Annotated in this window: 19 protein-coding genes, 1 tRNA gene, 1 other RNA gene and 1 pseudogene; 9 read left to right on the top strand and 13 right to left on the bottom strand. The window is 70.6% G+C overall.

Features of this window, described 5'->3' with window-relative positions; translation table 11 throughout:
- Positions 1-60: 60 nt before the first annotated feature.
- The 4 genes from ALLO2_RS08825 to ALLO2_RS08810 form a co-directional block, all read right to left on the bottom strand.
- Entirely contained in the window at positions 61-987 is a 927-nt protein-coding gene (locus ALLO2_RS08825) for a TauD/TfdA family dioxygenase (RefSeq protein WP_011434720.1), read from the bottom strand.
- 310 nt (positions 988-1,297) lie between these two features.
- Positions 1,298-2,677: an ROK family transcriptional regulator gene (locus ALLO2_RS08820; RefSeq protein WP_035731187.1), complete on the bottom strand. Its 1,380-nt coding sequence runs from the start codon at positions 2,675-2,677 to the stop codon at positions 1,298-1,300.
- Positions 2,678-3,147: 470 nt separating this feature from the next.
- The gene (locus ALLO2_RS08815) at positions 3,148-4,386 is read right to left on the bottom strand and encodes a M56 family metallopeptidase (RefSeq protein WP_035731089.1); all 1,239 of its coding nucleotides are present in this window, start codon (positions 4,384-4,386) and stop codon (positions 3,148-3,150) included.
- A gap of 13 nt (positions 4,387-4,399) precedes the next feature.
- Complete coding sequence (locus tag ALLO2_RS08810; RefSeq protein WP_023840127.1) at positions 4,400-4,957, bottom strand: BlaI/MecI/CopY family transcriptional regulator; 558 nt, start codon at positions 4,955-4,957, stop codon at positions 4,400-4,402.
- A 548-nt stretch (positions 4,958-5,505) separates the two neighbouring features.
- On the opposite strand from ALLO2_RS08810, the gene ALLO2_RS08805 reads away from it, so the two are divergent.
- The 5 genes from ALLO2_RS08805 to ALLO2_RS08785 all read left to right on the top strand — a co-directional run bounded on the left by ALLO2_RS08805 (position 5,506) and on the right by ALLO2_RS08785 (position 11,404).
- On the top strand, positions 5,506-7,173 hold the full coding sequence (locus tag ALLO2_RS08805) for a cytochrome ubiquinol oxidase subunit I (protein ID WP_023840126.1): 1,668 nt from the start codon (positions 5,506-5,508) through the stop codon (positions 7,171-7,173).
- A complete protein-coding gene (locus tag ALLO2_RS08800) occupies positions 7,173-8,165 on the top strand; it encodes a cytochrome d ubiquinol oxidase subunit II (RefSeq protein ID WP_011434725.1) in 993 nt (330 codons plus the stop codon). The genes ALLO2_RS08805 and ALLO2_RS08800 overlap by 1 nt, the downstream gene beginning before the upstream one ends.
- A 73-nt stretch (positions 8,166-8,238) precedes the next feature.
- Positions 8,239-9,039 carry a CPBP family intramembrane glutamic endopeptidase gene (locus ALLO2_RS08795; protein WP_232234979.1) on the top strand — a complete coding sequence of 267 codons (801 nt, stop codon included), beginning with the start codon at positions 8,239-8,241 and terminating at the stop codon, positions 9,037-9,039.
- 186 nt (positions 9,040-9,225) lie between these two features.
- Complete coding sequence (locus tag ALLO2_RS08790; RefSeq protein WP_035731087.1) at positions 9,226-10,794, top strand: CYTH and CHAD domain-containing protein; 1,569 nt, start codon at positions 9,226-9,228, stop codon at positions 10,792-10,794.
- A 406-nt stretch (positions 10,795-11,200) separates the two neighbouring features.
- Positions 11,201-11,404: a cold-shock protein gene (locus tag ALLO2_RS08785; protein WP_009740954.1), complete on the top strand. Its 204-nt coding sequence runs from the start codon at positions 11,201-11,203 to the stop codon at positions 11,402-11,404.
- Between the two features lie 209 nt (positions 11,405-11,613).
- On the opposite strand, the gene ALLO2_RS08780 is transcribed toward ALLO2_RS08785, so the two are convergent.
- Together ALLO2_RS08780 and ALLO2_RS08775 are read right to left on the bottom strand one after the other, a co-directional pair.
- Positions 11,614-12,693 carry an aspartate-semialdehyde dehydrogenase gene (locus tag ALLO2_RS08780; protein ID WP_035731185.1) on the bottom strand — a complete coding sequence of 360 codons (1,080 nt, stop codon included), beginning with the start codon at positions 12,691-12,693 and terminating at the stop codon, positions 11,614-11,616.
- A gap of 109 nt (positions 12,694-12,802) precedes the next feature.
- Positions 12,803-14,071: an aspartate kinase gene (locus tag ALLO2_RS08775; RefSeq protein WP_011434729.1), complete on the bottom strand. Its 1,269-nt coding sequence runs from the start codon at positions 14,069-14,071 to the stop codon at positions 12,803-12,805.
- A gap of 299 nt (positions 14,072-14,370) precedes the next feature.
- Here ALLO2_RS08775 and ALLO2_RS08770 point away from each other — a divergent pair, with 299 nt between their 5' ends.
- The gene (locus ALLO2_RS08770) at positions 14,371-14,955 is read left to right on the top strand and encodes a TerD family protein (protein ID WP_011434730.1); all 585 of its coding nucleotides are present in this window, start codon (positions 14,371-14,373) and stop codon (positions 14,953-14,955) included.
- A gap of 13 nt (positions 14,956-14,968) precedes the next feature.
- Positions 14,969-15,967, top strand: a complete 999-nt coding sequence (locus tag ALLO2_RS08765) for a zinc-dependent alcohol dehydrogenase family protein (protein ID WP_084588382.1) — start codon at positions 14,969-14,971, stop codon at positions 15,965-15,967.
- A 145-nt stretch (positions 15,968-16,112) separates the two neighbouring features.
- Here the strand turns inward: ALLO2_RS08765 and ALLO2_RS08760 are convergent, their stop codons facing one another.
- Entirely contained in the window at positions 16,113-16,565 is a 453-nt protein-coding gene (locus ALLO2_RS08760) for a hypothetical protein (protein ID WP_011434732.1), read from the bottom strand.
- A gap of 633 nt (positions 16,566-17,198) precedes the next feature.
- On the opposite strand from ALLO2_RS08760, the gene ALLO2_RS08755 reads away from it, so the two are divergent.
- A complete protein-coding gene (locus ALLO2_RS08755; RefSeq protein WP_232234978.1) occupies positions 17,199-17,780 on the top strand; it encodes a hypothetical protein in 582 nt (193 codons plus the stop codon).
- Between the two features lie 107 nt (positions 17,781-17,887).
- Here ALLO2_RS08755 and recR read toward each other — a convergent pair whose 3' ends face one another.
- The 4 genes from recR to ffs form a co-directional block, all read right to left on the bottom strand.
- On the bottom strand, positions 17,888-18,487 hold the full coding sequence (recR, locus tag ALLO2_RS08750; RefSeq protein WP_035731081.1) for a recombination mediator RecR: 600 nt from the start codon (positions 18,485-18,487) through the stop codon (positions 17,888-17,890).
- A 15-nt stretch (positions 18,488-18,502) separates the two neighbouring features.
- A complete protein-coding gene (locus ALLO2_RS08745) occupies positions 18,503-18,979 on the bottom strand; it encodes a YbaB/EbfC family nucleoid-associated protein (RefSeq protein WP_011434736.1) in 477 nt (158 codons plus the stop codon).
- A gap of 58 nt (positions 18,980-19,037) precedes the next feature.
- Positions 19,038-21,476 carry a DNA polymerase III subunit gamma and tau gene (locus ALLO2_RS08740; RefSeq protein ID WP_035731078.1) on the bottom strand — a complete coding sequence of 813 codons (2,439 nt, stop codon included), beginning with the start codon at positions 21,474-21,476 and terminating at the stop codon, positions 19,038-19,040.
- Positions 21,477-21,514: 38 nt separating this feature from the next.
- Positions 21,515-21,611, bottom strand: an RNA gene (gene ffs / locus ALLO2_RS24215) — signal recognition particle sRNA small type.
- A 106-nt stretch (positions 21,612-21,717) separates the two neighbouring features.
- Here ffs and ALLO2_RS08735 point away from each other — a divergent pair.
- Positions 21,718-21,802, top strand: a tRNA-Ser gene (locus ALLO2_RS08735).
- Between the two features lie 279 nt (positions 21,803-22,081).
- On the opposite strand, the pseudogene ALLO2_RS24205 reads toward ALLO2_RS08735, so the two are convergent.
- A pseudogene (locus tag ALLO2_RS24205) lies at positions 22,082-22,315 on the bottom strand (zinc ribbon domain-containing protein); the annotation flags it as partial.
- Positions 22,316-23,365: 1,050 nt separating this feature from the next.
- A complete protein-coding gene (locus ALLO2_RS26295; protein ID WP_023840119.1) occupies positions 23,366-23,911 on the bottom strand; it encodes a hypothetical protein in 546 nt (181 codons plus the stop codon).
- Between the last annotated feature and the right edge of the window lie 5 nt (positions 23,912-23,916).

Below are 23,916 nucleotides of genomic sequence, written 5' to 3'. Positions count from 1 at the left end.
CTGTCAGCGGATTGCCGGCTCCGGTATTCGTGGTGTCCGCGGATATCGGCGGACAGCGGATCAGGAGCCGAGGAACGGTTCCCCGGCGACCAGTTCGGATTCCTTGCCGTCGACGCCGACCGGAATGTCGCCCTCGATGGTCACCCGGTACAGCACCCGGTCGAAGTCGAGGTGGCCCAGGTCCGACGGGCCGAGGTGGGAGGTCGCGCGGTTGTCCCAGAAGGCGATGTCACCGGGGTTCCACTTGAACCGCACCGTGAACTCGGGCCGGGAGATCTGCTCGTAGAACAGGTCGAGGATCCGGCGGCTCTGTTTCGGCGAGAAACCGATGATCTCGCTGTCCTTGGAGGTGAAGCTCGGGCTGACGAACAGCGCCCGCTCGCCGGTCTCCGGATGGACGCGCACCACCGGGTGGATCGCGACCAGCGGGTTTGCGGCGACCTTCCGCCCGTACTCGCTCTCGCTGGGGAAGTTTCCGAAGCTATGCCGGGCGCGCAGGCCGTTGGCCAGGTCCCGAAGCTGCTCGGGCAGCTCCTGGTAGGCGGCGACCAGGTTGGTCCACGCAGTGTCGCCGCCGTATGGCGGGACGATGCCGGCCCGCAGGATCGACGCGGCGGGCGGGTTCACCAGCGCGGTGACGTCGGTGTGCCAGCCATTGTCGTAGGTGACCTTCTTCTTCGTTCCGAAGAACCTGGCGTACCGCCGGCTGTCGATCGGCAGGATCTCCGGGAAGCCCGCCGGCGGCGCGTCCTCGTGCGGGTGGGCCGGGGTCAGCTTGCCGAAGCGTCGGCCGAAGGCGACCTGCTGGGCGTGGTCGATGTTCTGGCCGGGGAAGAAGACAACCTTCCACTGGTGCAGCGTGGAGCGGATCTCGGCGATGGTCGCGTCGTCCAGGTCCTCGCGCAGGTCCACTCCGTGAATCTCGGCCCCGATATAGCCGGAAAGCGGGCGGACGTCGAGTCCCAGAAGAGGGGTCGTGGTTGTCATCCTGTGTTCCTCCAGAGGTTGGGAAAAGATGCGAAGACGGCGGGGAGGGCAGCCGGAATTCCGGGTGACGGACCGGTGGGACGCGTTCTCGGGGAGTGCCGGGAACGCCTGCGCTATCGTGATCGGCACTATTGCGATCGACTACGGATTCTGTCGCGACGGACAGCGGAACGTGACGCCGGGCGGCAACATCGGCGACAACGAGCGCTGGCTGCGGGAAATCTTCCCGTACCGCCGTTCCTGGAGTCGCTCACCGGTCAATCTTCGGTCTCGCCCTTCCGGGCCGTCAACGTTTTGTGTTCTGGTGGAATTAATACCTCCGGCGGGCGGCTGCGGCGACTGTCGGTGTCCGTGATGGTGTCCGCGACGGCATCGGGGCGGGCAGCGGGACGGGCAGACTGTGCGGGCGGCGGTGGACCGCGTCGAGGACGGTCGCTCCCGCCGCGACGGCCAGCACGTTCATGCCGAAGCTGCTCGGCAGCACCATCCGCTCGGGATCGGTGCACACACGTGAGTGCGCGGCGATCTCCTCGTGCAGGTCGACCAACAGATCCGGCAGGCAGAGCGCGGCGGCCTCGGTGAGAACGACGATTTCCGGGTCCATCATGTCCACGAGCAGGCTGATCATCCGACCCACCAGCCGGAGCCTGGCGCGCAACAGCGACAGCGCGCGCGGGTCGCCGGCGAGCCCGGCGTGCAGCAGCACCTGCAGGTCCGGACGGGAGATGATCCCGTCCTGGGTCGCCCGCAGCAGCATGGTCCGTTCCGACAGCGCCGCCTGCGCGCAGCCCGACCGGCCGCAGCGGCACGGGACGTCGCTGTCGGCGAGCCGCAGGTGAGCGATGCCGCCCGCAGCGGAATGCGGTCCGATGTGCACCGATCCGTCGGTGGCGAACGCGGCGTCGACCACGTTGCCGACGAACAGCTGCAGCAGGCTGCGCCGGGCGCGCGGGTCGCCGAAGAGGATCTCCGCCTGGGCCAGGGCGCGGGCGTGCCCGTCGACGTGCACCGGCATGCCCATGGCCGCCGCCAGCACCTCCCGGACCGGCACGTCATGCCAGTCCAGGGGCTCGTGTTCGATCACCACGCCGAGGTCGGGGTCGACCCGGCCGCCGGTGACGACGCCGAGGCCGAGGACACGGTTGCCCTGGGCGCGCCGGGCGAGGAAGTCGGGCAGATGTCGGGCGATCATCCGAAGGACGTCCGCCGGGCCCCCCTCCCGCGGCAACTGCTCCCGCGTCACCACCTGTCCACGCAGGTCGACAAGGCTGAAGGTGACGAACGGGACGGCGATGTGCACCCCGCAGGCCAGATGAAGGTCGGTGTCCACGTCCAGGGGCACGTGCGGCCGCCCGGCCCGGGGAGCCAGCGAGGAGGCGGGAAGCTCTCGGAGCAGACCCAGGGAGATCAGCCCGGCTGTCTGCCGGGAGACCGCCGCCGGGCTGAGCCCTGTTGCCCTCCCGATGGCGGTGCGGGCGACCGGACCGTGGTCGAGGACCGCCCGCAGGATCGCCGCCGCGGAGCCCGCGGGGCCGCCCGGGGCACCGTAACCACTGGGGGCGCCGGAGCCGCCGGAGCCGCCTGGGCTGCCTGGGCCGCCGGCAGTGGTTCTCCCGGCTCCAAGCCTGGAGACGACCCCCGCCGCGGCCCGCGGCCTTCCCTGCGCCGGCAGCGTTTCCCGCGCCGACATCTTGTCGCGTACTGGCGCCTTGTCGCGTACGGGCACGGAGAACCTCCTCGCGATGCGACCACGCGGCCGACGGGGCCTCTCGTCGCCGCGCACGCGCAAGGCGTGCAAACACAGGGCAGGTGGAACGCACGGAAAAGTCAGGACCGGGGGCCCGGCTGACCACAGGGACGGTGGACCGGAGGGAGGGGCCCACCCTTCGCTGACATCAGGTCGGCGGCCGTTGGCCGGCTCGGGTACGAGGCGGCAGGTGCCGTCACCGGGCGCCGGGGGCTTACGGTGACGGATGCCAGTCGGCGGAACGGGGCCTGATGATCAGCGGGATCGATGGTAAGGGTGACAGAGCGCGCTCGCGACGCGATGAAAGTCAATGTGTGCACGGCAGACCAGAAGCGGGCGCCGGCTCATGACGCTGACAGTAGATATCATTCCGCCGCTTGTCAATAAAAAAAGTAGAGATTATCGCCTTCCACTCAGCCGACTAGGAGAATAAGCGGGGGCGCGGCGAGCACGATGATCGCCCCGAAGTAGGCGCACGGCGGCATCCACCATGGCACTTCCGGCGGGTCGAGGAGCCGGGTGATCCGCGAGATGACCGGATTGGCCGTGCCGCGCCGGGGGCCGCCGCCGACCGGTCGTGTCTGGCCGGGCGCCGCATCGCCGGGCGCCGCATCGCCGGGGTCTGGCCCGCCGGCGTCTGGGTTGCCCGGGCNGGGNGGGCCGGAATCGCGGACGCCGACCGCCGTAGGCTCGTGGGAGCCGAGTGCGGGCAGCACAGCGGCCGGAGAATCGATGATCCCCAGCGCCCCGGCGGGGACCGGTGCCCTTGCCCCGCCCAGCCGGGCCAAGGCCCGCGCGAGCGATCGGCGGCTTGTCTGCCGGGCCGCCGCGTCGTCGGCGAGCATCTCGACGAGGAGCGAGACGGCCGCGGTCGCCTCCCTGGCCGGGTCCAGGAACGGGAAGGTCCGCTCCCACGCGACGAACGGCTGGATGACGAGGTCGTGACGACCGGCGACGTGGGCCGCCTCGTGGGCGAGCACGGCGTCCAGTTCGGTGGCGTCGAGGGTGTTCAGTAGCCCGCGGGAGACCACAACCCGGGCGTGCCGCACCCCCGGCACGCAGTAGGCGACCGCGACGGGATGATCGAGGATACGCAGTAGAATGCCGGCCCGGTCCCGGTGTTCGCACAGGCAGCAGCCGGTTGCGCCCCCGCCGTCGGCGGTTGTGCCAGGGTCGGTGGCCGCACCAGAGTCCGCGGCTGTGCCGGAATGATGGGACGCATGGCCGGGCGGGACGCAGGTCTCATGCCGGCGATGCCGACGGCCAGCCAGATCGACCAGGTCGCGGTGTCGGTGACGCTCGCGAAGGGTGGCGGCGCTGGAGGTGCCGAGCACCCCGAACAGCCGGGAGGCCAAGGCCGCCGCCACAGCGAGGCCGATGAGGTTGATCAGGCCCAGGCCCGTCAGCGGCGCGCCGGCCGCGATGTTGTCGAGATGGTCGACGATGGCGGTCGGGGTGTCGCCGGANAGCGGTGAGACGGTGAACGCGATCGCCGCGAGTAGCGCCGACACTCCGCCGGCCAGACCGACCGCCTGCCAGAGCACGATCGCCGCCCGTGGACATCGGTAGGGCCAGCGCGCGGCGGCCAGCAGGCGTGGGACCGGCCAGGCCAACACGCCCGCGAACAGGGCGAGAAGTGCCGCGGTCGTCATGTCCCGGCTAACGCTACCGGTGGTCGGGCGGAATCTGGGCCGTTCGATCCGGGTCGGTGGCTACCGTGACGATCTGCTCCGGGTCGTCGCGGGGCGGGTCTCCGATCGCCGGACCGCGCCGGGCCTCGGCGTGCCGGACCTCCGTGTGCGGATCCTCGGCCTGCGGATCCTCGGCGCGCGGGGCCTCTCCGCCAGGCACGAAGATGCCGGGTGCCCCGGAACCGACGGGTTCCAGGGCACGGCGAAGGATCTCGGCCTCCTCCGCGGACACCGACCCCACGAAGCGGACCAGGGCGGAACCACGATCGTCCGCCGTGCCGAGCGCCTCCATCATCGCCTCGGCCACGACGGCCTCGCGACTGTCGCTGGCCGCGTAGCGATGCGCGCGCGCCGAACGCTGACGCCGCACGAATCCCTTCCGTTCCAACCGTTCGAGCACGGTCAGCACGGTGGTGTACGCGAGATCGCGTTCATGCTGGAGACGGCCGGCGACCTCGCGGGCGGTCAGCCAGTCGTCGCTCGCCCACAACACGTCCATGACCGACCGTTCGAGGTCACCCAGGCGCGCCATGGTGCCAATCCTACGTGGCGTAGAACATTCGTGGAACCGAACGGGGTGCTTCGTTGAGGCCTGTTGCGTCACAGCCACGCGGCAACGGTGCCGGCCGTCGGGGAGGAACCGGGGAGGAACCGGCCTTCCAGCCCCCGATCTGCCTCCCGGCTCCCGATCGGCGCCCGGCTCCGGACCAGTGCGAACCCGCCGGCTGACTGATCCGCCGCCGTTCACGCGGCCCGAATTCCTTTACAAGGAAACATCTTCATGACTTAGGGGACTATCTATCCGCCGAACGGGCTATCCGCCGAACGGGCTATCCATCAAACAGGATGACGGCCGCAATGGAGGTATCTTTCGGTCCCGCCCCGTGCCGTCGACCGTGGCGCACGTCTCGACAGCGCCGTCGGTAGTGCCGTCGGTCTTGACCATGTCATCGAGCTCACTGCGCTTTGCTCGTCGCCAGGAGAATTGGCTNCATACCGTAGAAACCTCTATGCCTCGTAGAGGATCGGTTGGCTCTCGGCCGATTTTTCCCCTCGCGGCCCACCGAAGGAGCTGTGCGCATGGTTCTCGCCGCTGATGCCGTCGACCTTGCCCGCGCCCAGACAGCGTTCTCCCTCGCGTTTCACATCTGTTTCGCCGTGTTCGGGGTCGGCATGCCGTGGCTGCTGATCTACACCGAGGGGCGTTGGGTGCGGACCGGTGACGAGACCTGGCTGGCGCTCACGAAGAAGTGGTCGCGGGCATTCGCCGTGCTGTTCGCGGTCGGGGCCGTCTCGGGAACGGTGCTCTCGTTCGAGTTCGGCCTGCTCTGGCCCGCGTTCATGTCGAAGTACGGCAGTGCGCTCGGACTGTCGTTCTCCCTGGAGGGCTTCGCGTTCTTCACCGAGGCGATCTTTGTCGGGATGTACCTGTACGGCTGGAAGCGCTTGTCGCCGCGCGCGCACTGGCTCACGCTATGGCCGATCGCGATCTCCGGCACCCTGTCGACGTTGTTCATCATCACGGTGAACGCCTGGATGAACGTGCCACGGGGGATCACCGAGGTGAACGGCAAGGTCGTCGCCGCCGAGCCGTTCGCGCCCTTTCTGAGCCCGGGGACTCCGCCCCAGGTGGTCCACATGCTGCTGGCCGCGCTGATGTGCACCGGCGGGGCCGTCTCCAGCATTTACGCGGTCGGCATGCTGCGCGGTCGCCGGGACGCCTACCACCAGCGCGGGCTGCGGATCGGCCTGGCGGTGGTGCTGGTCTGTGCGCCGCTTCAGCTGATCGTGGGGGACTGGGCGGCCCGGATCGCCGGGGCCAACCAGCCGTTCAAGCTGGCCGCGATGGAAGGGCTTTACCACACCAGGTCGCACGCGCCGCTGACCCTCGGCGGGTTCTACGACGACAAGAGCGGCGAGGTCCGCTACGGGCTGGAGATCCCCGGTCTGCTCTCGCTGATGGAGGGATTCAGTACAGATCACGTGATCACCGGTCTGGACGCCGCGCCGCCGGACGAGCGCCCGAACGGCCTGCTGGTGCACGGGTCGTTCGCGACGATGGTCGGGTTCGGTTCCGCGCTGATCGGACTGTCCGCTCTGACTGGTGCCGCCGTCGTCCGCCGGCGCCGTCGCGGCGAGAAGACGCTGCTGCCCACCGGACGGCCGTGGCTGTTCGCCGCGGCGGCCACGGGACCGGCGTCCGCGCTGTCGATGATGGCCGGCTGGGAGGTCACCGAGGGTGGTCGTCAACCGTGGATCGTGGGCGGTCACATGCGGGTTCACGACGCGGTGACGGGCGCCGACGGGGTCGCGCCGATGTTCGCCGGCTCCCTGGTCTTGTACCTGGGGCTCGCGGGTGCGCTGATCCTCATCCTGCGCCGGATGGCCACCGGCGGCCCGGCCGTCGCGGAGATCCGGTCCGGGCGGCCCGCCGCGGGCGTCCACCGCACGGCCGTCCACGGCGCGGGGCAGGCGAGCCCGGCCAGGCCCGGACGGACAACCGATTCCGATTCGCCATCCATCCCGAAGCCGCGACCCGAACCGGCGGCGGTTGAACCGGCGGCGGTTGAACCGGCGGTTGAACCGCCGGTCGAACTGCCGGTCGAACTGCCGGTCGAACCGCCGGTGGCCGGCAGGCGGCGCACCGGCGGCGGTCCCGAGGGATCCCGCGGTTCGGCGCACCCGGGTGAGACAACGGGAACGGGATCCGACGGCACCACCGGTTTCGGCGGGCGGGGAGAAGACTGATGACCAGCGCTGACCTCCTTCTGATCATCATGGTGGTAGGGCTCACCGCCTACGCGCTGCTCGGTGGCGCGGACTTTGGTGGCGGGGTGTGGGACCTACTGGCACGCGGACGGCACGCCGGCGACCAGCGGAAACTGATCTCGGCGTCACTCGGCCCGGTGTGGGAGGCCAACCATGTCTGGCTGATCTTCATCGTGGTGGCGATGTTCAGCGGGTTTCCCGAGGCCTACGGGGTGATCGGCTCCTCTCTGGAGGTGCCGCTGTCCGTGGCCCTCGTCGGCATCGTGCTGCGTGGCGCCGCGTACGTGTACCGGTCCTACGGGGCGGGTGGGGCCGGTCCCGACCACTGGTGGGGGCACGTCTTCGCGGTCTCCTCGACGATCGCCCCGTTCGCGCTCGGGGTGGCCGGTGCGGCTCTGGCCAGCGGTGATCTGTCGACCGACGACCCGTTCGCGCCGGTGCGCAGCCCGTTCGGGCTCGTCTGCGGGGCCTTCGCGGTCGCCGCGACGGCCTTCCTCGCCGCCGTCTACCTCTGCCGGGACGCCGCCTCTTCCCCGGCCACCGCGCACCTGGTGGCCGACTTCCGCCGGCGGGCCATCGGCGGCGCCGTGCTCTGCGGTGCACTCGCCGCGATCCTGCTGCCCCTGCTGTGGGCGGACGCCCCGCAGGTCGCCGGCCGGTTCAGGGACCGCTCGCTTCCCCTGGTAGCCCTGTCCACCCTCGGCGGGATCGGCGCCCTCGTCGCGCTCTGGCGCGAGCAGTTCGGTGCCGCCCGCATCGCGGCCGGTCTCGCCGTCGGCGCGATGCTCTGGGGCTGGGCGGTGGCCCAGTACCCGGACCTGGTGGTCGGGCAGGCCACGGTGGACACGGCCGCGGCGCCGACGACGAACATCCGGGCCATGCTGTTCGCCATCGCCGGCGGTCTGGTGGTGCTTGTGCCGTCCCTGATGATGCTGTTCCGGCTGTTCTCCCGGCCGGAACCGGCGGAGTGATCGGGCCGGTGCAGTGATCGGGCCGGTGCAGTGATCGGGCCGGCCCGCCGCGGCGGTGGGCTACGGTCATCGCGTGACCTCTGCCCCCGCTCAGGCGCCGGTCATCGCGGGTGAGTCGCTCACCCGCCGGCAGCTCGTCGTCGAGGTCTGGCTCGTGCTCGGGGTCTCCTTCGCCACCTCGGCGCTGTTCGCGGTCATCCGCTACGTCGGGGTGCTGACCCGGCCGGGCCCCGTCCGTTCCCAGGTGGCCCGGCTGAACACCTCGGCGGCGCCGGGACGGCCTTGGCTCGACCTTGCGCTCCAACTCGCCGACCTGGTCACCGGGCTGGTGCCAGCGCTGCTCGCCGTATACCTGCTGACGAGGCACGGAGGCGGACCGCGGGCGATCGGCCTGGACGGTCGGCACACCGGTCGCGACGCCGGCCGGGGAGCGGCGATCGCGGCCGGGGTCGGCGGGCTCGGCCTGGGCCTCTACCTGCTGGCGTGGCACAGCGGGGCGAACCTCACCGTCGCGCCCTCGGGCCTGCCGGACGTGTGGTGGCGTGTACCGGTCCTGGTCCTCAGCGCGGCGCAGAACGGCCTCGCCGAGGAGGTCATCGTCACCGGGTACCTGCTGGTGCGGCTGCGTGAACTTGGTGTCGCGGCCAACCGGGCGCTGGCGGCCAGCGCCCTGCTCCGCGGTTCCTATCACCTCTACCAGGGGCTCGGTGGGTTCACCGGTAACCTCGCGATGGGCCTGCTGTTCGGCCGGATGTTCCAGCGGACCGGCCGGGTGCTGCCGCTCGTCATCGCCCACGCACTCATCGACACCGTCGCGTTCGTCGGATACGTAGCGTTGGTCGGAAAGATCTCCTGGATCCCGGCGCCGCGCTAAGGTTACGGGTGGGGAAATAGAGATCGTCTGATGGGCATACGATGCGTATCTCAACGGTGTATCGCGGAGGCGGTGGATCGTTCGAGGACGTCAACGTCGGCGGGTTCGGGGCGCCGGAAGGCCATGGGGCGCCGGAAGGCATAGCCGTCGAGTGCCTGCCGCGGTACGGCTGGTCGGGGAGGACCGATGGTCAACGGAATCCGCGAGATCGAGCGCAAGTTCTCGGTCGAACCGACCTTTGTGCTCCCGAAGTTGGGGGAGGTTGCGGGCGTCGCCACCGCGCGCACCCGCAAGACCGTCAGCCTGGAGGCCGTCTACTACGACAGCGACGATCTCCGATTGGCCCGTAACAAGATCACGATACGGCGTCGGACCGGTGGGGCGGACGCCGGATGGCACCTCAAGCTGCCCGTCCGGGTGGGGGAGCGGGACGAGCTCCAGCTCCCGCTCGACGCGGGCGTGGGCGTGGGCGTGGGGGCGGAGGGCCCGCGGTACAGCCCTCCCGCGGAGTTCGTCGATCTGGTGTCGGTCCATCTGCGCGGCGCCGAGCCGCGGCCGGTCGCCAGGCTGCGGACACTGCGGACAGCGCGCCGACTGCGGGACACGGTCGGAGTCGACCTGGCCGAGGTCGTCGATGACCAGGTCTCCGCGCAGACCCTGGGGGAGACGACGGTACTGAGCAGCTGGCGGGAGATCGAGGTCGAACTCGTCAACGGCGGGCCCGAGGNGCTCGACGAGGNCGCCGGTCTGCTCACGGCCGCGGGCGCCACCCCGGCGGCGGACTCCTCGAAGCTCGCGCGGGTCCTGGGTGAGGCGCTGGCCGCCGGCCCCGGGCCGGACGTTCCTTCGCCGCCGCGCAAGCCACGACGCGGGACGCCGGCGGGCGAGGTGGTACGGGCCTACCTGATCGAACAGGCACGTGCCCTGCTCGCGGCCGATCCGCGGGTGCGGCTCGACGAGCCCGAGGCGGTCCACAAGATGCGCGTCGCCTGCCGTCGGGCCCGCAGCACCCTGCGGACGTTCGCGCCGCTGTTCCCGCCCGAGAGAGCGCTCTTCCTGGACGGCGAGCTGCGGGACCTCGCCGGCGCGCTCTCCGGCGCCCGCGACGCCGAGGTCCAGGCCGCCTATTTCGAGACCCGCCTGGCGGAGCTGCCCACCGAGCTGGTCGCGGGGCCCGTGCGCAAGACGGTCACCGCGCACCTCGGCGCCGGCACGGCCAACGGCCGGGCGGAGGCGTTGGCCATGTTGCGCAGTGACCGGTACTTCGCGCTCGTCTCCAACCTGCTCACCCTACTGCGGGGCCCGCTCACCCCCGCGGCGGCCCGTCCGGCCGGCAAGGCCCTCCCCGATCTGCTGCTCGGCGCCGACCGGAAGCTGGCGAAGAAGGTCCGTGCCGCGAGCGCCCTGAAGGCCGGCTCGGAACGGGACGAACTGCTGCATTCCGCCCGCAAGCAGGCCAAGCGGTTACGGTACGCGGCGGAAGCCGTCGCACCGCTGTACGGGAATGACGCGGCGCGGCTGGTCGAGCAGGCCCAGATCGCGCAGGAGCTGCTCGGAACCCATCAGGACGCCACCATCGCGCGCAGGCTGCTGGGGGACTGGGGGACGGCAGCGCAGGCCCAGGGCGCCCCCACCGCGTTTACTCTGGGTGTCCTGCTGGGCCTGGAGGAGTGCCGGGCACGCATGGCGGAACGAGACTTCTTCGATGCGTGGCCCGCGATCTCGGCAGCCCGGCACCGTCGCTGGATCCGCTGACCTGAGGCCGTGCCGGGTGGGCTCTGCCGTGGTCTGACCGATTACCTCCTCCGCGTCACCCATTCGTGCGCCACATCCGGGCCATCGGGCGCACGACCATCCGCCACGGGTCGGCGCGCTCGGGAAATCCCTGTCAGCTCGACGGATTGCGGGACGGGACGGGTGGAGCTGCCGGCGGCCGGACCTGCTGCGTTGTTCTGTGACCGGGGTATGAAGTGGACTTCCTTGCCCGGAGGACTCCCGCGAAGGCCTCCGTCCGTGTAGCGTCGTCCCTGGCCGGAGTTCGGCGGTTCGCGTCTCAACCGAGGCGCGGCGGAACAACGTCAGGGGCTCTTGCAGCTTCCTGATGTTCGGCCCGGGGCCCGCGCGGTGCGGGTCCTGACTGCACCAGCAGGGAGAACGGCACGTGGCTCAGGGCACGGTGAAGTGGTTCAACTCGGAGAAGGGCTTCGGCTTCATCTCCGTGGACGGCGGCGGTTCCGACGTCTTCGTTCACTACAGCGCGATTCAGATGGACGGTTACAAGGCACTTGAGGAGGGCCAGCGGGTCGAGTTCCAGGTGACCCAGGGTCAGAAGGGTCCGCAGGCCGACGCCGTCCGCGTCGTCTGAGCCACGAGAGACTTCAACGGTCAGCCCGCCCAAGGGTCCTCCTGGGGCGGGCTGACCGCTTCTCGACTTCTCGATCAGTTCGATATCCGACAGTTCGGTGGAAGGTATGTTTTTTCCGGCTGATCTCGATCGTTTTCTCGGGCCGGAAAGCGCGGGGCGTTCATCGGTTCCCGGATGGCGTGGTTCGCGGCCAAAAGCTTAACGCCTGATTAAAGGTACAGCCAATCCTGCACGAGAAGTTCGGCGATCTGCAGGGTGTTCAACGCGGCGCCCTTGCGCAGGTTGTCCCCGCAGAGGAACAGCGCGACCTCGTGCGGGTCGTCCGGCGACTGCCGGATTCGGCCGACCCAGGTCGGGTCCGTTCCGACGACGTCGGCCGGGGTCGGGAACTCGCCGGCTGACGGATCGTCGACGACGGCGACGCCGGGAGCGTTCAGCAGCACCGTGCGCGCCTCGTCCGCGGTCACCGGCCGGGTGAAGCGGGCGTGCACCGCGACCGCGTGCGTGGTGATGACCGGCACCCGCACACAGGTAGCCGACACCCGCAGATCCGGGATACCCAGGATCTTGCGGGACTCGTTGCGGACCTTGAACTCTTCCGAGGACCAGCCGCCGTCCTTCAGTGAACCGGCCCAGGGCACGACGTTGAGCGCCAGCGGCGCCGGGAAGGGGCCGAGGCCGTCCTCACCGATGGCCTTACGCACGTCACCGGCGGTCCGCCCCAGCTCGCGGGTGCCACCGACGACGGTGAGCTGGTCGTAGAGGGCGTCGATGCCGGCCTGCCCGGCGCCGCTCGCGGCCTGGTAGGAGGCCGCGAACATCGACTCCAGCCCAAACGCCCGGTGCAGAGCGCCGACCGCAACGATCATCGNCAGGGTGGTGCAGTTCGGGTTCGCGATGATGCCCCGCGGCCGCGTGGGGATCTGGTCGGCGTTCACCTCCGGCACGACCAGCGGCACGTCGGCGTCCATCCGGAACGCGCCGGAGTTGTCGACCGCGACCGCGCCGTGGGCCGCCGCTACCGGTGCCCACCGGGCGGAGACCTCGTCGGGAACGTCGAACACGGCCACGTCCACGCCGTCGAAGACCTCCGGTGCCAGGGCCTGGACGACGACGTCCGCGCCGCGCACCCGTACCGTCCGTCCCGCGGATCGGGCCGAGGCGATCGGCCGGATCTCTCCCCAGATGCCGGGGCGTTCGTCGAGCAGCGACAGCATCACCGTGCCGACCGCGCCGGTCGCCCCCACCACTGCGAGCGTCGGTCGCCGGCCCGCCTCGTTGCTCGTCACGATCCATCCTCCTGATTCGCCACTGTGCCGCCGCGGCGTGTCCAGCTGCCGCGGCGTGTCCAGCTGCCGCGGTGTGCCGCCGTCTCGAGGACCCACGACGTCGCCAACGTCATCGTCCGGTTCCCGCGTACACGATCGCCCCGCCGTTCGGGTCACCCAGGTCGAAGGCGCCGTGCACGGCCCGCACGGCGAGCGGGAGGTCGGTGTCGCGCACCACTACTGAGATGCGAATCTCAGAGGTGGAGATGATCTCGACGTTGACCCCCGCGTCGGCGAGGGAGCCGAAGAACCGGGCGGACACCCCCGGGTGCGACTTCATCCCCGCGCCGATCAGCGACAGCTTGCCGATGTGGTCGTCGTAGAGGGTGCGCTCGAAGCCGATCTCGCTTTGGACCTTCGTGAGCGCGGTGAGCGCGGTACGTCCATCCGCCTTGGGCAGGGTGAACGAGATATCCGTCCGCCCCGACCCGGCGACCGAGCCGACCTGAACGATCATGTCCAGGTTGACGTCGGTGTCCGCCACGGCCCGGAACACCGCCGCCGCCACCCCGGGCTTGTCCGGGCATCCGACGACCGTCACCTTCGCCTCGCTGAGGTCGTGCGCGACCCCACGGATGATGGCCTGTTCCACGAGCTGTTCCTCCGGAATCTCGGTGACCCACGTGCCCGGCTTCGCAGAGAAGGACGATCGGACATGCACGGGGACGCTGTAACGGCGGGCGTACTCGACGCACCTCAGCATGAGGACCTTCGCGCCGCACGCCGCCATCTCCAGCATCTCCTCATAAGAGATCGTGTCGATGCGGCGGGCGTCGGGGACGATGCGCGGGTCGGCGGTGAACACGCCGTCTACATCGGTGTAGATCTCGCAGGCGTCCGCTCCCAGCGCGGCAGCGAGCGCCACCGCGGTCGTGTCCGAGCCGCCTCGACCGAGCGTGGTGATGTCCTTCGTGTCCTGGCTCACACCCTGGAAGCCCGCGACGATCGCGATGGCGCCGGAGTCCAGGGCGGCGCGGATCCGCCCGGGGGTAACGTCGATGATGCGCGCCTTGCCGTGCACCGAGTCGGTGATGACTCCGGCCTGGGAGCCGGTGAACGAGCGGGCTTCGGCGCCGAGGGTGGTGATCGCCATGGCCAGCAGCGCCATCGAGATTCGCTCACCGGCGGTGAGCAGCATGTCGAGCTCCCGGGCGGGCGGAAGCGGCGAGACCTGTTCGGCCAGATCGAGAAGTTCGTCGGTGGTGTCACCCATCGCGCTGACCACCACGACGACGTCGTTGCCGGCCCGCCGGTTCTCCACGATTCGCTCAGCGACTCGTTTGATGCGGTCCGCGTCGGCAACGGAGGACCCACCGAACTTCGCGACCAAGAGCGCCATGGCAGCCAGGTTACCGAGCGCGGCCGCTGACCGAGCGCGGCCGCCCGTCGCCCTTGCTCGGCGGCCTTGCCCGGATCTGGTCCGGTGTCCCTTTTCCGCCGCCGGGACGATGTCGCCCCGGCGACGGGGTGCTGGGCGTATTCCTTCCGGTGTGCCAGGGTGATGACATCCGCACGACCGGCTCACCCGTATGACCGACTCACCCGTACGACCGGCTCACCCGTATGACCGACTGCGACGCACGCGGTCCACGCGATGGTCCCCGACGCCGAGGACCAGCTCAGGAAGGACGATCCTCAATGGCAGTCAGCCTTGCCAAGGGCGGCAACGTCAGCCTCACGAAGCAGGCCGCCGAGGCCGGCACCCCCCAGCTCACCGCGTTGAACGTCGGGCTCGGATGGGACGCCCGCACGACCACCGGGACCGATTTCGACCTGGACGCCTCTGCCATCGGCGTCCGGGCGGACGGCAAGGTCCTCAACGACGGCTACTTCGTCTTCTTCAACAACCTCGCGTCCCCCGAGGGGGCGATCACGCTCACCGGTGACAACCTGACCGGACAGGGAGAGGGGGACGACGAGTCCGTTATCATCAACCTTGCACTGGTTCCAGTCGACATTGACCGGATTATCGTTCCGGTTTCCATCTACGACGCGGTGAACCGGAACCAGAACTTCGGCCAGGTGCGCAACGCCTACATCCGCGTGGTCGACCAGGGCGGAAACGAGCTGGTCCGCTACGATTTGTCCGAGGACTACTCCACCGAAACCGTCGTCATCTTCGGTGAGGTCTACCGCAACGGCGCCGACTGGAAGTTCCGCGCCGTCGGCCAGGGCCACAATGACCTTGGTGGTCTGGCTCGTGATCATGGCGTCAACATCTGAGCTACCCGAGCGGATGCGTGCCTGGCAAGTAGTCGCTCCCGGGCCGATGAGCACCCGCCCGCTGCGCCCGGCCGAGCTGCCCGTGCCCCGGCCAGGGCCGGGCCAGGTTCGGGTCCACGTCGACGCCTGCGGAGTCTGCCGTACCGATCTGCNCCTCGCCGAGGGTGATCTCCCGCCGCACCGACCGCGCACCGTGCCCGGACATGAGGTCGTCGGACGGGTCGACGCGGTTGGCGAGGGGGTGAGCGGCGTGCGCACCGGGGACCGGCTGGGCATCGCCTGGCTGGCCTCGACCGACGGGACCTGCGGGTACTGTCGGCGCGGAGCGGAGAACCTCTGCCCGGCCTCGACCTACACCGGATGGGATGTCGACGGCGGATACGCCGAGTACGCCTGCGTGCGCGCCGACTATGCCTACCGNCTGCCCGACGGCTACAGCGATGCGGAGCTTGCCCCGCTGCTGTGCGCCGGCATCGTCGGCTACCGGGCGCTGCGCCGGGCGGAGCTGCCGCCCGGCGGGAGGCTCGGCATCTACGGGTTCGGCGCGTCCGCCCATCTCGCCGCCCAGGTGGCGATCGCACAGGGCGCCACCGTCCACGTGATGACGCGCTCGGCGCGGGCCCGCGAGCTTGCTCTGGAACTCGGCGCCGCCTCGGCGGGCGAGGCGTATGCCGCACCGCCCGAGCCGCTGGACGCGGCCGTGCTCTTCGCCCCGGTGGGTGACCTGGTGCCGGTGGCGCTCGCCGCGCTCGACCGTGGCGGCACGCTGTCCATCGCGGGCATCCACCTCAGCGACATCCCGCCGCTCGTTTACTCCGACCATCTGTTCCAGGAACGGTCCGTACGCAGCACGACCGCCAACACTCGCGCCGACGGTGAGGAGTTCCTGGCGATCGCCGCCGAGCACCGGCTCGCGGTGACCGTGTCGCCCTACCCGCTGTCCGCGGCCGACCGGGCCCTCGCCGACCTCGCCGCCGACCGGGTCACCGGCGCGGCCGTGCTGCTGCCCTGACCGTTTTGCCTGTCCTGTCGGTGCCGGGCCTTCCTGCCGATGCCGGCCCTTCCGGATCTGGTTCGTAGATCCGGAAGGGCCCGGGATCCGGAAGGGCCCGGAGGTTTGGCGACCTTGCCGGGGGATGCGCGCTGAGCTTCCGCGTTCAGTCGCCGCGGGTCGCGAGTCGGCGCAGGAGCAGGGTGCCCGCGGTGGTCAGTACGGCGGCCGTCGCAATCTCGCGCGGCAGGCGGTGTCGGGCCTCGTTCTGGATCGCTTCGTGGAAACGGTCGAACCGGCTCGGCCAGGGACTCACCCCGACGAAGTACCGGCCCACCTTGTCGGTGTCCGGTAGGCAGGCACCGGTCATGCCGGCGAGGACGGCGAGTCGGCGCCCGGCGGGGGCGGACGCCGTCAACAAGGCCATGGCCGCGAGTCCCGCCACGCCGTCCTTGCGTGCGATCGGCAACCATTCCGGCTCGGTGTTCGGACCCGTTCCCCAGTGGGGCAACGCGTCCATGACCAGGTGTGAGACGAAGCCGGCGGCGAGGGCGGACACCGGGTGCCGGATCGCCATGCCCACGAAAGCGCCCGCCCCGACATGTGAACTGATGATCATGCTTCAGGACCTCCTGGTGGCAGACGGACGGCAGAGCGTTCGCCGGGTACCCCCTACCCTGACGTCCCGATTGGAGGATGCGTACCGCGGGGTGATGGTGGGGCCTTCCGGTGGTCACCATCAGTGGTCGCCCGGTGGTCTCCGTGTTTGGGGGCGCGGGTACCACCGCTCCCGGGATCGGATCCGGGTGTCCGATGCTCGCGCGAAGGTGCGCGCGGACGCCGTCCCACCTTTCTCTGGATGCTCTTGCTGCCGCCCGTCTCGATGCGTTCGTCGATGCTCCGGCCGATTCCCACGCCGACGCGCGAGCCGACGAATTCGTCGAATGCCCGCGCAGATGCTCGGGCGAATGCGCATCATGGGTAGATCGGCGCGCCTCGTAGCATCTGGGCGCGTAGCGGAGCGACTCGGCGGCAATCCATGGATGAAGGGCTGCTGTAGCGTGAAGGAGATAACTCAGAGTGATCAATTTTGAGGTTTGGGTGGCGTTGGTGCGGGAAGCTACCGGGATGTCCTCCGGTGAGGATGGCGGTTCGCCGGGCGGTCCGGGGCACCGCGGCGGCGTGGGTCCGGGGCACCGCGGCGCTGGAGACCTGAGCGGTGTGGATGGATAGGCGCGTCCGTGATCTACGCATGTGCCACCTACCAGCCGTCTGCGACCTGGCCACGCCGGTGCCGTCGGGGGTGGTCGTCTCCGTCGCGTGGCGGCTGGAAGGGGCCGGGCGGATCATCGGCGGCATGGTGCCCCGCGGCCATCCGGGGGCTGGCCCGCAGGGTAAACGGGTCCTGCACGGTGAGGGGATCTGGGCGGCCGAGATGTATCCGCGGGACCGGGAGATCGCGGCGGAGGCCGACCTCGTCGAGCCGGGTTCGGCGGCCCGGCCGGTCCGGCTGGTGGTGCACGGCTCCGACCGGGACATCATCGGCTATCTGGATCAGCCCTGCCTGCCGGCCACCCGACTCGCCCGGCTCACGACCGGGCTGCGCCGGGACGCCCGTCAGGTCAGGGTCCGGGCGGCCGGGCGGGNCTGGTGGCTACGGGCGACGAACGTCTTCGGAGTACAGGTCGTCCGGGATCCCGAGGTACGGATCTACCGCACCAGAGGATTACACGCCGTGTTCAGTGCCGAGGCCGACCACCTTGACGTCAGCGTGGTCCTGCTGGCCCTGGCCTCGATTCCCAGCTCGGCTTATGCCCCCATCCTGGGGTTCTAGCGGCTGCAGCGGCCCCGGCGGACCCGGTGGCGGACCGGCGGACCCGGTGGCGGACCGGTGGAGCCGGGTGGCTTCGGGGTGGGACCGGGTGACAGCAGGCCGGGGTGTCAGGCGCTGACGACGCGGCGTCCCTCGAAGGCGCGTCCCAGGGTCACTTCGTCCGCCCATTCGAGGTCACCGCCCATGGGCAGGCCGCTGGCGAGGCGGGTGACCTTCAGGCCCATCGGAGCGATCTGCCGGGCCAGGNAGGATGCGGTGACCTCACCCTCGGTATTCGGATCGGTGGCGAGGATCAGTTCGGTCACCGTGCCGTCCGCCAGGCGGGCGACGAGTTCCCGGATGTGCAGGTCGTCGGGACCGACACCGCCGATGGGATTGATCGCGCCCCCGAGCACGTGGTACCGCCCCCGGAACTCGCGGGTGCGTTCGATCGCCACGACGTCCTTGGGTTCCTCGACCACACAGATCGAGCTCGGATCGCGGCGGGGATCGGAGCAGATCCGACACAGTTCCGACTGCGCCACGTTGAAGCAACTCCGACAGAACTGGACCTTCTCCTTGACCTCGGTCAGGGCGGTGGCCAGCCTGCGGACGTCCACGGGGTCGGCGGCCAGCAGATGAAACGCGATCCGCTGGGCACTTTTGGGACCGATGCCGGGCAGCCGCCCGAGCTCGTCGATCAGATCCTGGACGATGCCCTCGTACACCGGTGCCGCCGGTTGTCAGCCGAGCCCGGGAAGGCCCGGGCCACCCGGAGGGGGGCCTCCGAGGCCGCCACCGGACAGCAGGCCACCGAGTCCACCGAGTCCACCGAGTCCACCGAGTCCGTCGGCGCCACCCGGACCTGCCGGGCCGCCCGCGCCGAGGCCACCGGTGATCGCGTCCATCCGGTCGGCGGCGAGCTTGTGGGCATTCGTGGTCGCGTCACGGACCGCCGCGAGGATCAGATCCGCGAGCGTCTCAGTGTCCTCGGGGTCGACCGCCTCGGGGCTGATCGTCAGATCGACCAGTTCCCCGCCGCCGTTGACGGTGGCGCGGACCAGGCCGCCGCCGGCCGTCCCGTCCACCCGGGCGGTGGCGAGGTCCTCCTGGGTGGCGAGGATCGCGGCCTGCATCTTCTGCGCCTGTTCGAAGAGCTGCCCCAGCGCCCCGCCCCCGGCGGAGGCCCCACTCCCGGCGCGGTTCTGTGGGTTAGACATGTCGATGAGCCTACGTCTCCTTCAACCGGACGAGATCTGTTCCTTCAGCCGGACGAGATCAGCCGGACGAGATCTGTTCGATGATCGTGGCACCCAGTCCGCTCCGTAGCAGGGACACGGCGGCCTCCTCGCCCCCGCGGGCCCCGCCGGGACCGGACGGGACGGCCTCGTCGTCGAGGGACGGCTCGTCCTCGCGCCGCGGACCCGGCTCCTCCCCGGCGGGAGGTGCGCTGGCAGCGGCGGCGACCCCGTTCGCCGGTCCGGGCGACGAGCCGTCCCGGCCCGTGGCGGACCAGGGCCTGTCGCCCTCGGGGCCGGGGCCGCCCTCGGGGCCGGGGCCCGGGCCGGTGGAACCGTGCCCGGCGCCGTGGGAGTCGCCGTGTTCGCGGGGGTCGCCGTGTTCGCGGGGGTCGCCGTGTTCGCGGGGGTCGCCGTAGCCGTCCGGGCCGCGGCCGGGGTCTGTCGTGCCGCCTTCGGTTCCGTCGGTGGAGCCGCCGTAGCCGTTCCCGGTGTCGGGGGACANCCCCGCCGGTCCGCGCATCTGGCCGGGCATGGCTCGGGGGGATCCCGGCGAGACGGCGCGGTTCTCGGCGCCGACGGGCGGATCCAGCCGCGGGCCCCAGGAGGGGCCGGAGGATTGTCCTGCCGGGCCGGCGGCCCGTGCCGGCGCCGGTGCTGGTGCCGGTGAGCGGGATGCTCCCGCCTGGCCGGTGGGCCCGGGGGCTCCGCCCGAGCCGGCGAACCCCGAGGCCTTGGAGGGACCGGGCGGGCCGGAGTAGCCACCGCCGCCCGGACCGGGACCCGCTGCGGGCCGCCCGCTGCCGCGACCAGATCCGCCCGCGGGAGCGACGGTGACCCGCCAGGTCCCGCCGAGTCTCTCCGCCAGCACCGTACAGAACAGCTCGGCGTTGTTCCCCTGCCCGAACATCCGGCCCATCGTCGGGGTGGCGAAGGCCAGCACGACCTCGTCGCCCCGAACGTCGGCAACGGTCGCGTGATCCTTCAGGATCGCATGCGTCTTCCGGCTGTGGCGGCCGGCGAGCGCGAGAAGCTCGTCCCACAGCATCCGCAGGCCGGCGGCGTCGATCCGCCCGGTCCCGGGCGTGCCGGCCGTGCCCGGAACACCTGCCGGGCCCGAGGGGCGATCACCCGACGTGAACGCGGGACCCGGCGAACCAGGCTGGGGGCCCGCCGCCGGTCGAGACACCGGTCCGGTCCGAGCGGATGCCCGGACTGCCAGCGGCATGGGCTCCGGGTCCGCGGCGGGCGGGTGGACCGGCGCGGGAGCCCGGCCGACCGGCAGCGGGGCCGGGGGGCCCGGCTCCGGTTCTTCCCCGCCGAGCACGGCCCGCCGTTCCAGCCGCTCCAACCGGGTGAGCAGCGCGGCCGGGTCGGTCGACGCCGTGGGCAGCAACGCACGGGCCATGATCAGTTCCAGTATCAGCCGTGGGCTCGCCGTCCCCCGCATCTCGACCAGGCCGTTGTGCAGGACGTCCGCCGTCCGGGACAGCTCGGCGGGGCCCATCCGGGTGGTCTGCGCCCGCATCCGGTCGATCTGGTCGGGGGAGAAGGATTCCAGCAGGCCGCGGGCGTCCGCGTCCGGAACGGCCGCCATCACGATCAGGTCGCGGAACCGGTCGAGGAGATCGGTCGCGAACCGGCGCGGGTCGTGACCGGCGGAGACGACCTTGTCGACCACGGTGAACAGGGCCGCGCCGTCGCGGTCGGCCAGCGCGTCGACGGTCTCGTCCAGCAAGACGCCGTCGGTCATGCCGAGCAGCGCCACCGCCCGGTCGTAGCGCAGGCCGTCGTCGTCCGCGCCGGCCAGCAGCTGGTCGAGAACGGACAGCGAGTCGCGAACCGATCCGGCGCCCGCCCGCACGATCAGCGGCAACACGGCTGGNTCGACGACGACCCCCTCCCGGGCGCAGACCGACGCCAGATGTTCGCGCAGCACGCCCGGCGGAACCAGCCGGAAGGCATAGTGGTGCGTCCGGGACCGGATGGTCGGGATGACCTTGTCCGGTTCGGTGGTGGCGAAGACGAACTTGAGGTACGGCGGGGGCTCCTCNACGACCTTCAGCAGCGCGTTGAACGCCGCCGCGGTCACCATGTGCGCCTCGTCCACCACGAAGACCTTGAACCGGGCCGACGCAGGGGCGAAGAACGCCCGCTCGCGCAGGTCACGGGCGTCGTCAACGAGACCGTGCGACGCGGCGTCGATCTCCGTGACGTCCATCGAGGCGCCCGTCCGGATGCCCACGCACTCGTCGCACACCCCGCAGGGTTCAGGGGTCGGGCCCTGGACGCAGTTCAGCGAGGCGGCGAGGATCCGGGCGGAGGAGGTCTTGCCGCAGCCCCGGGGGCCGCTGAAGAGATAGGCGTGGTGCAGCCGACCGGTGCGCAGGGCCTTGCGCAGCGCGTCGGTCACGTGCTCCTGGCCGACGACCTGAGCGAACGTCGCGGGACGGTAGCGGTTGTACAACGCTGTGCTCACTGACCTGCTCCGCGTGCTCGACGAGACGATCGGCGAAACGAGAGGACCCCCCGCACACCCGCCAGAGCCCGCTTACCCTTGCTGCCTTCCGGCCCTGGGGGGGTTCACGAGGGTAACGCCGCACGAGGGGTCTGCTGTGCAGTCTAGCCCGTGATGGACGATCATGAATTCCGAGGTCTGCCGGGCGGCACGGCGGCAGGCCCGGCGCCCGGCCCCGCAACGATCAGATAGTCTCATCCACGGAGGATTCGCCTAGTGGCCTAGGGCGCACGCTTGGAAAGCGTGTTGGGGGCAACCCCTCGCGAGTTCGAATCTCGCATCCTCCGCCGTTTCGCTGTATTCCGGCAATTATGATCAAGGCTCCTGACCTGGGCGGATTCCGGGTCGGACACAGGGTCACCATCCTCCGATGATCGTTGTGAGAGTCCCGTGAGAGTCCGGCGTGTGCGGGGCACCGCGGTAGCCACCGCCTCGGCGGCCCGCTGGCCGGACGACCGCATCAGGTGGACGTAGAGGTTGCCGGTGATCGCGGTGGAGCTGTGCCCGTGCCGCTTGGACACCAGCGTGATGTCGACACCGTTGCATGTGAGCGTCCAATGGTNCTCTCATGCCGCCTTGCCTCTCGGCGAGGCGCCCCGAGTCTGATCGGCCGAAGCCGCGCTCGGTTCCCGCTTCTTAGCCACCTGCCCGCTTGCGCGGGTCTTACGGTCGTCTCCACGGGCGTTTACCGTCTCCGACGCACTGGCGGCGACGAGGTTGTGCAGGTTGATTGCGGCGTTGTGGTCGCGGTCGAGTACCAGTCCGCAGGACTGGCAGGTGAACGTGCGCTCGGACAGCGTCCGCAGGCGCGCCCCGCGCGGCGATCGCGGAGGGAGGCCGGTGGTCTCCAACGTCGACCGCGCTCGACCGGTACACCCGGCAGACCGACCTCCGCAGGAACCACCCGCTCCGCAACGTGGCGATCCGACCTGCCCCTGCACGACGTCCAGGACGCCGCCGGCCACGCCGACCCGCGCACCACTCAGCGGTACAACCGCGCCCGGCACCCCGCCTACGCCCTCGCTGGACACCGCGCCGGCTGACGGTCACCGCTGCCGTGACACTCTCTGAGCTCGCGGTGCTGGATATGCCCGTCCGTAGGCTCTGAGGAGGGCTTCCCGCTCCGCCGGAGTCGCGCCGCGAAGCACCACGATCAGCCCCAGCAGCCAGACACCGCGGTANAGCGCCTCGGGTACCGCGGTCATCAGAACGATCAGAAACACGGGGTTCCTCCCTTTAGCCAGACCACTCCCTTGTGGAGCGGACCGACCGAGGGCGACCCACATCCGTTCATATCGACGATCATCCGGCTACGGCAAATTATTGATCTTGAAACATCAAGATCTATGATCTTCTATTGATTGACCCGCTATGTGACTGAGATCACGCGATTGGGGGCCGGGGCTGCGGGTTCCGGGCCGGATTCCGGTTCGGGACGGAGCGGCGAATACGCCTTCCCGTCCGTGTCCATCGCAGCGAACACGTTGACCTTGTGACGGATCAGCCCGGCGCGGGCGTACAGGTCATCCATGGCTGTTGCCTTCCTGGAGGATCGCGATCAGGCGCGCTAGGTCATCGCGGGACATGTGCTTACGGAGAGCGGCAGCGACCGCGGTAGGCGAGGAGACGACGATCCGCGGGTGCCGCCAGCCCATTTCCCGCGCGGCGGCATTTGCGGACATCTGGCCACCGACGACCCTCGCGGCCAGATCTGCGGCCTCGGGATCCGTTACTGCATCTGCGCGTCGCACACCGACGCCGTGACGCTGCCCGCCCGCTATGGGCAGAACGGGCGCCGCCGCGGTCCCTATGGCCGCGGAGCACGCGGTAGGCATGCAGAAAGGCGCGGCTCAGACGTTCGTTCCGGACGTCAGTGCCGGGCGTTGCGCTGCCGCGACCGGTTCGCCGAGTTCCCGGACCGCCGGCATCGTTCCCCAGCGGGCATCCAGGGTGCGCCAGGTCTTCGCGGCTGGTCCGACGACCCACGAAGTCCGCTGGTCTCCGACCGCCTCCAACGCACTGCGCGTCGCAGCGGTGGCCCGTTCCGGGTCCGGTTCGGCCCGGTGCAGGTAGCTGCGGGCGAGGGCGTTGTAGGAGCCGCCGAGGTTCGCCGACCGGCCGCTTCCGAGGTAGGCGTCGACGGCGCGCTGCGCGAACTTCTCGGAGGCCGGGTCCCGCAGGGTGGCGAGGATCGCCGCTGTCTGAGCCACGGCCTGGCCTTCATCGATGCGGACCTCACCGGGCATGACGGGTCCGTTCCACAGGTGGTCCCACATGTCGTCTAGCGCGGCTCGCGCGGTCGACTCGTCGCCCCCGCGGGCGGCGGACCGCGATTCGCAGGCGGCCAGCATGGGCCGCGCGTAGGGGTGCGCGTCACGGCGCCGCTCCGCGGCCACGCTCC

The organism is Frankia sp. Allo2 (genome assembly GCF_000733325.1).
Classification (GTDB): Bacteria; Actinomycetota; Actinomycetes; order Frankiales; family Frankiaceae; genus Frankia; species Frankia casuarinae.
The sequence above is the reverse complement of the archived record's forward strand: the minus strand, read 5'-3'. Positions and strand labels throughout refer to the sequence as shown.

What these genes read in the sequence shown, in the direction of transcription:
- ALLO2_RS08810 (WP_023840127.1), bottom strand. Translation starts at nt 4,957, where the DNA reads ATGGCGCGCCTGGGTGACCTCGAACGGTCGGTCATGGACGTGTTGTGG.
- ALLO2_RS08820 (WP_035731187.1), bottom strand. Translation starts at nt 2,677, where the DNA reads ATGTCGGCGCGGGAAACGCTGCCGGCGCAGGGAAGGCCGCGGGCCGCG.
- ALLO2_RS08825 (WP_011434720.1), bottom strand. Translation starts at nt 987, where the DNA reads ATGACAACCACGACCCCTCTTCTGGGACTCGACGTCCGCCCGCTTTCC.
- ALLO2_RS08760 (WP_011434732.1), bottom strand. Translation starts at nt 16,565, where the DNA reads ATGATCATCAGTTCACATGTCGGGGCGGGCGCTTTCGTGGGCATGGCG.
- ALLO2_RS08745 (WP_011434736.1), bottom strand. Translation starts at nt 18,979, where the DNA reads ATGTCTAACCCACAGAACCGCGCCGGGAGTGGGGCCTCCGCCGGGGGC.
- ALLO2_RS08770 (WP_011434730.1), top strand. Translation starts at nt 14,371, where the DNA reads ATGGCAGTCAGCCTTGCCAAGGGCGGCAACGTCAGCCTCACGAAGCAG.
- ALLO2_RS08805 (WP_023840126.1), top strand. Translation starts at nt 5,506, where the DNA reads ATGGTTCTCGCCGCTGATGCCGTCGACCTTGCCCGCGCCCAGACAGCG.
- ALLO2_RS08775 (WP_011434729.1), bottom strand. Translation starts at nt 14,071, where the DNA reads ATGGCGCTCTTGGTCGCGAAGTTCGGTGGGTCCTCCGTTGCCGACGCG.
- ALLO2_RS08800 (WP_011434725.1), top strand. Translation starts at nt 7,173, where the DNA reads ATGACCAGCGCTGACCTCCTTCTGATCATCATGGTGGTAGGGCTCACC.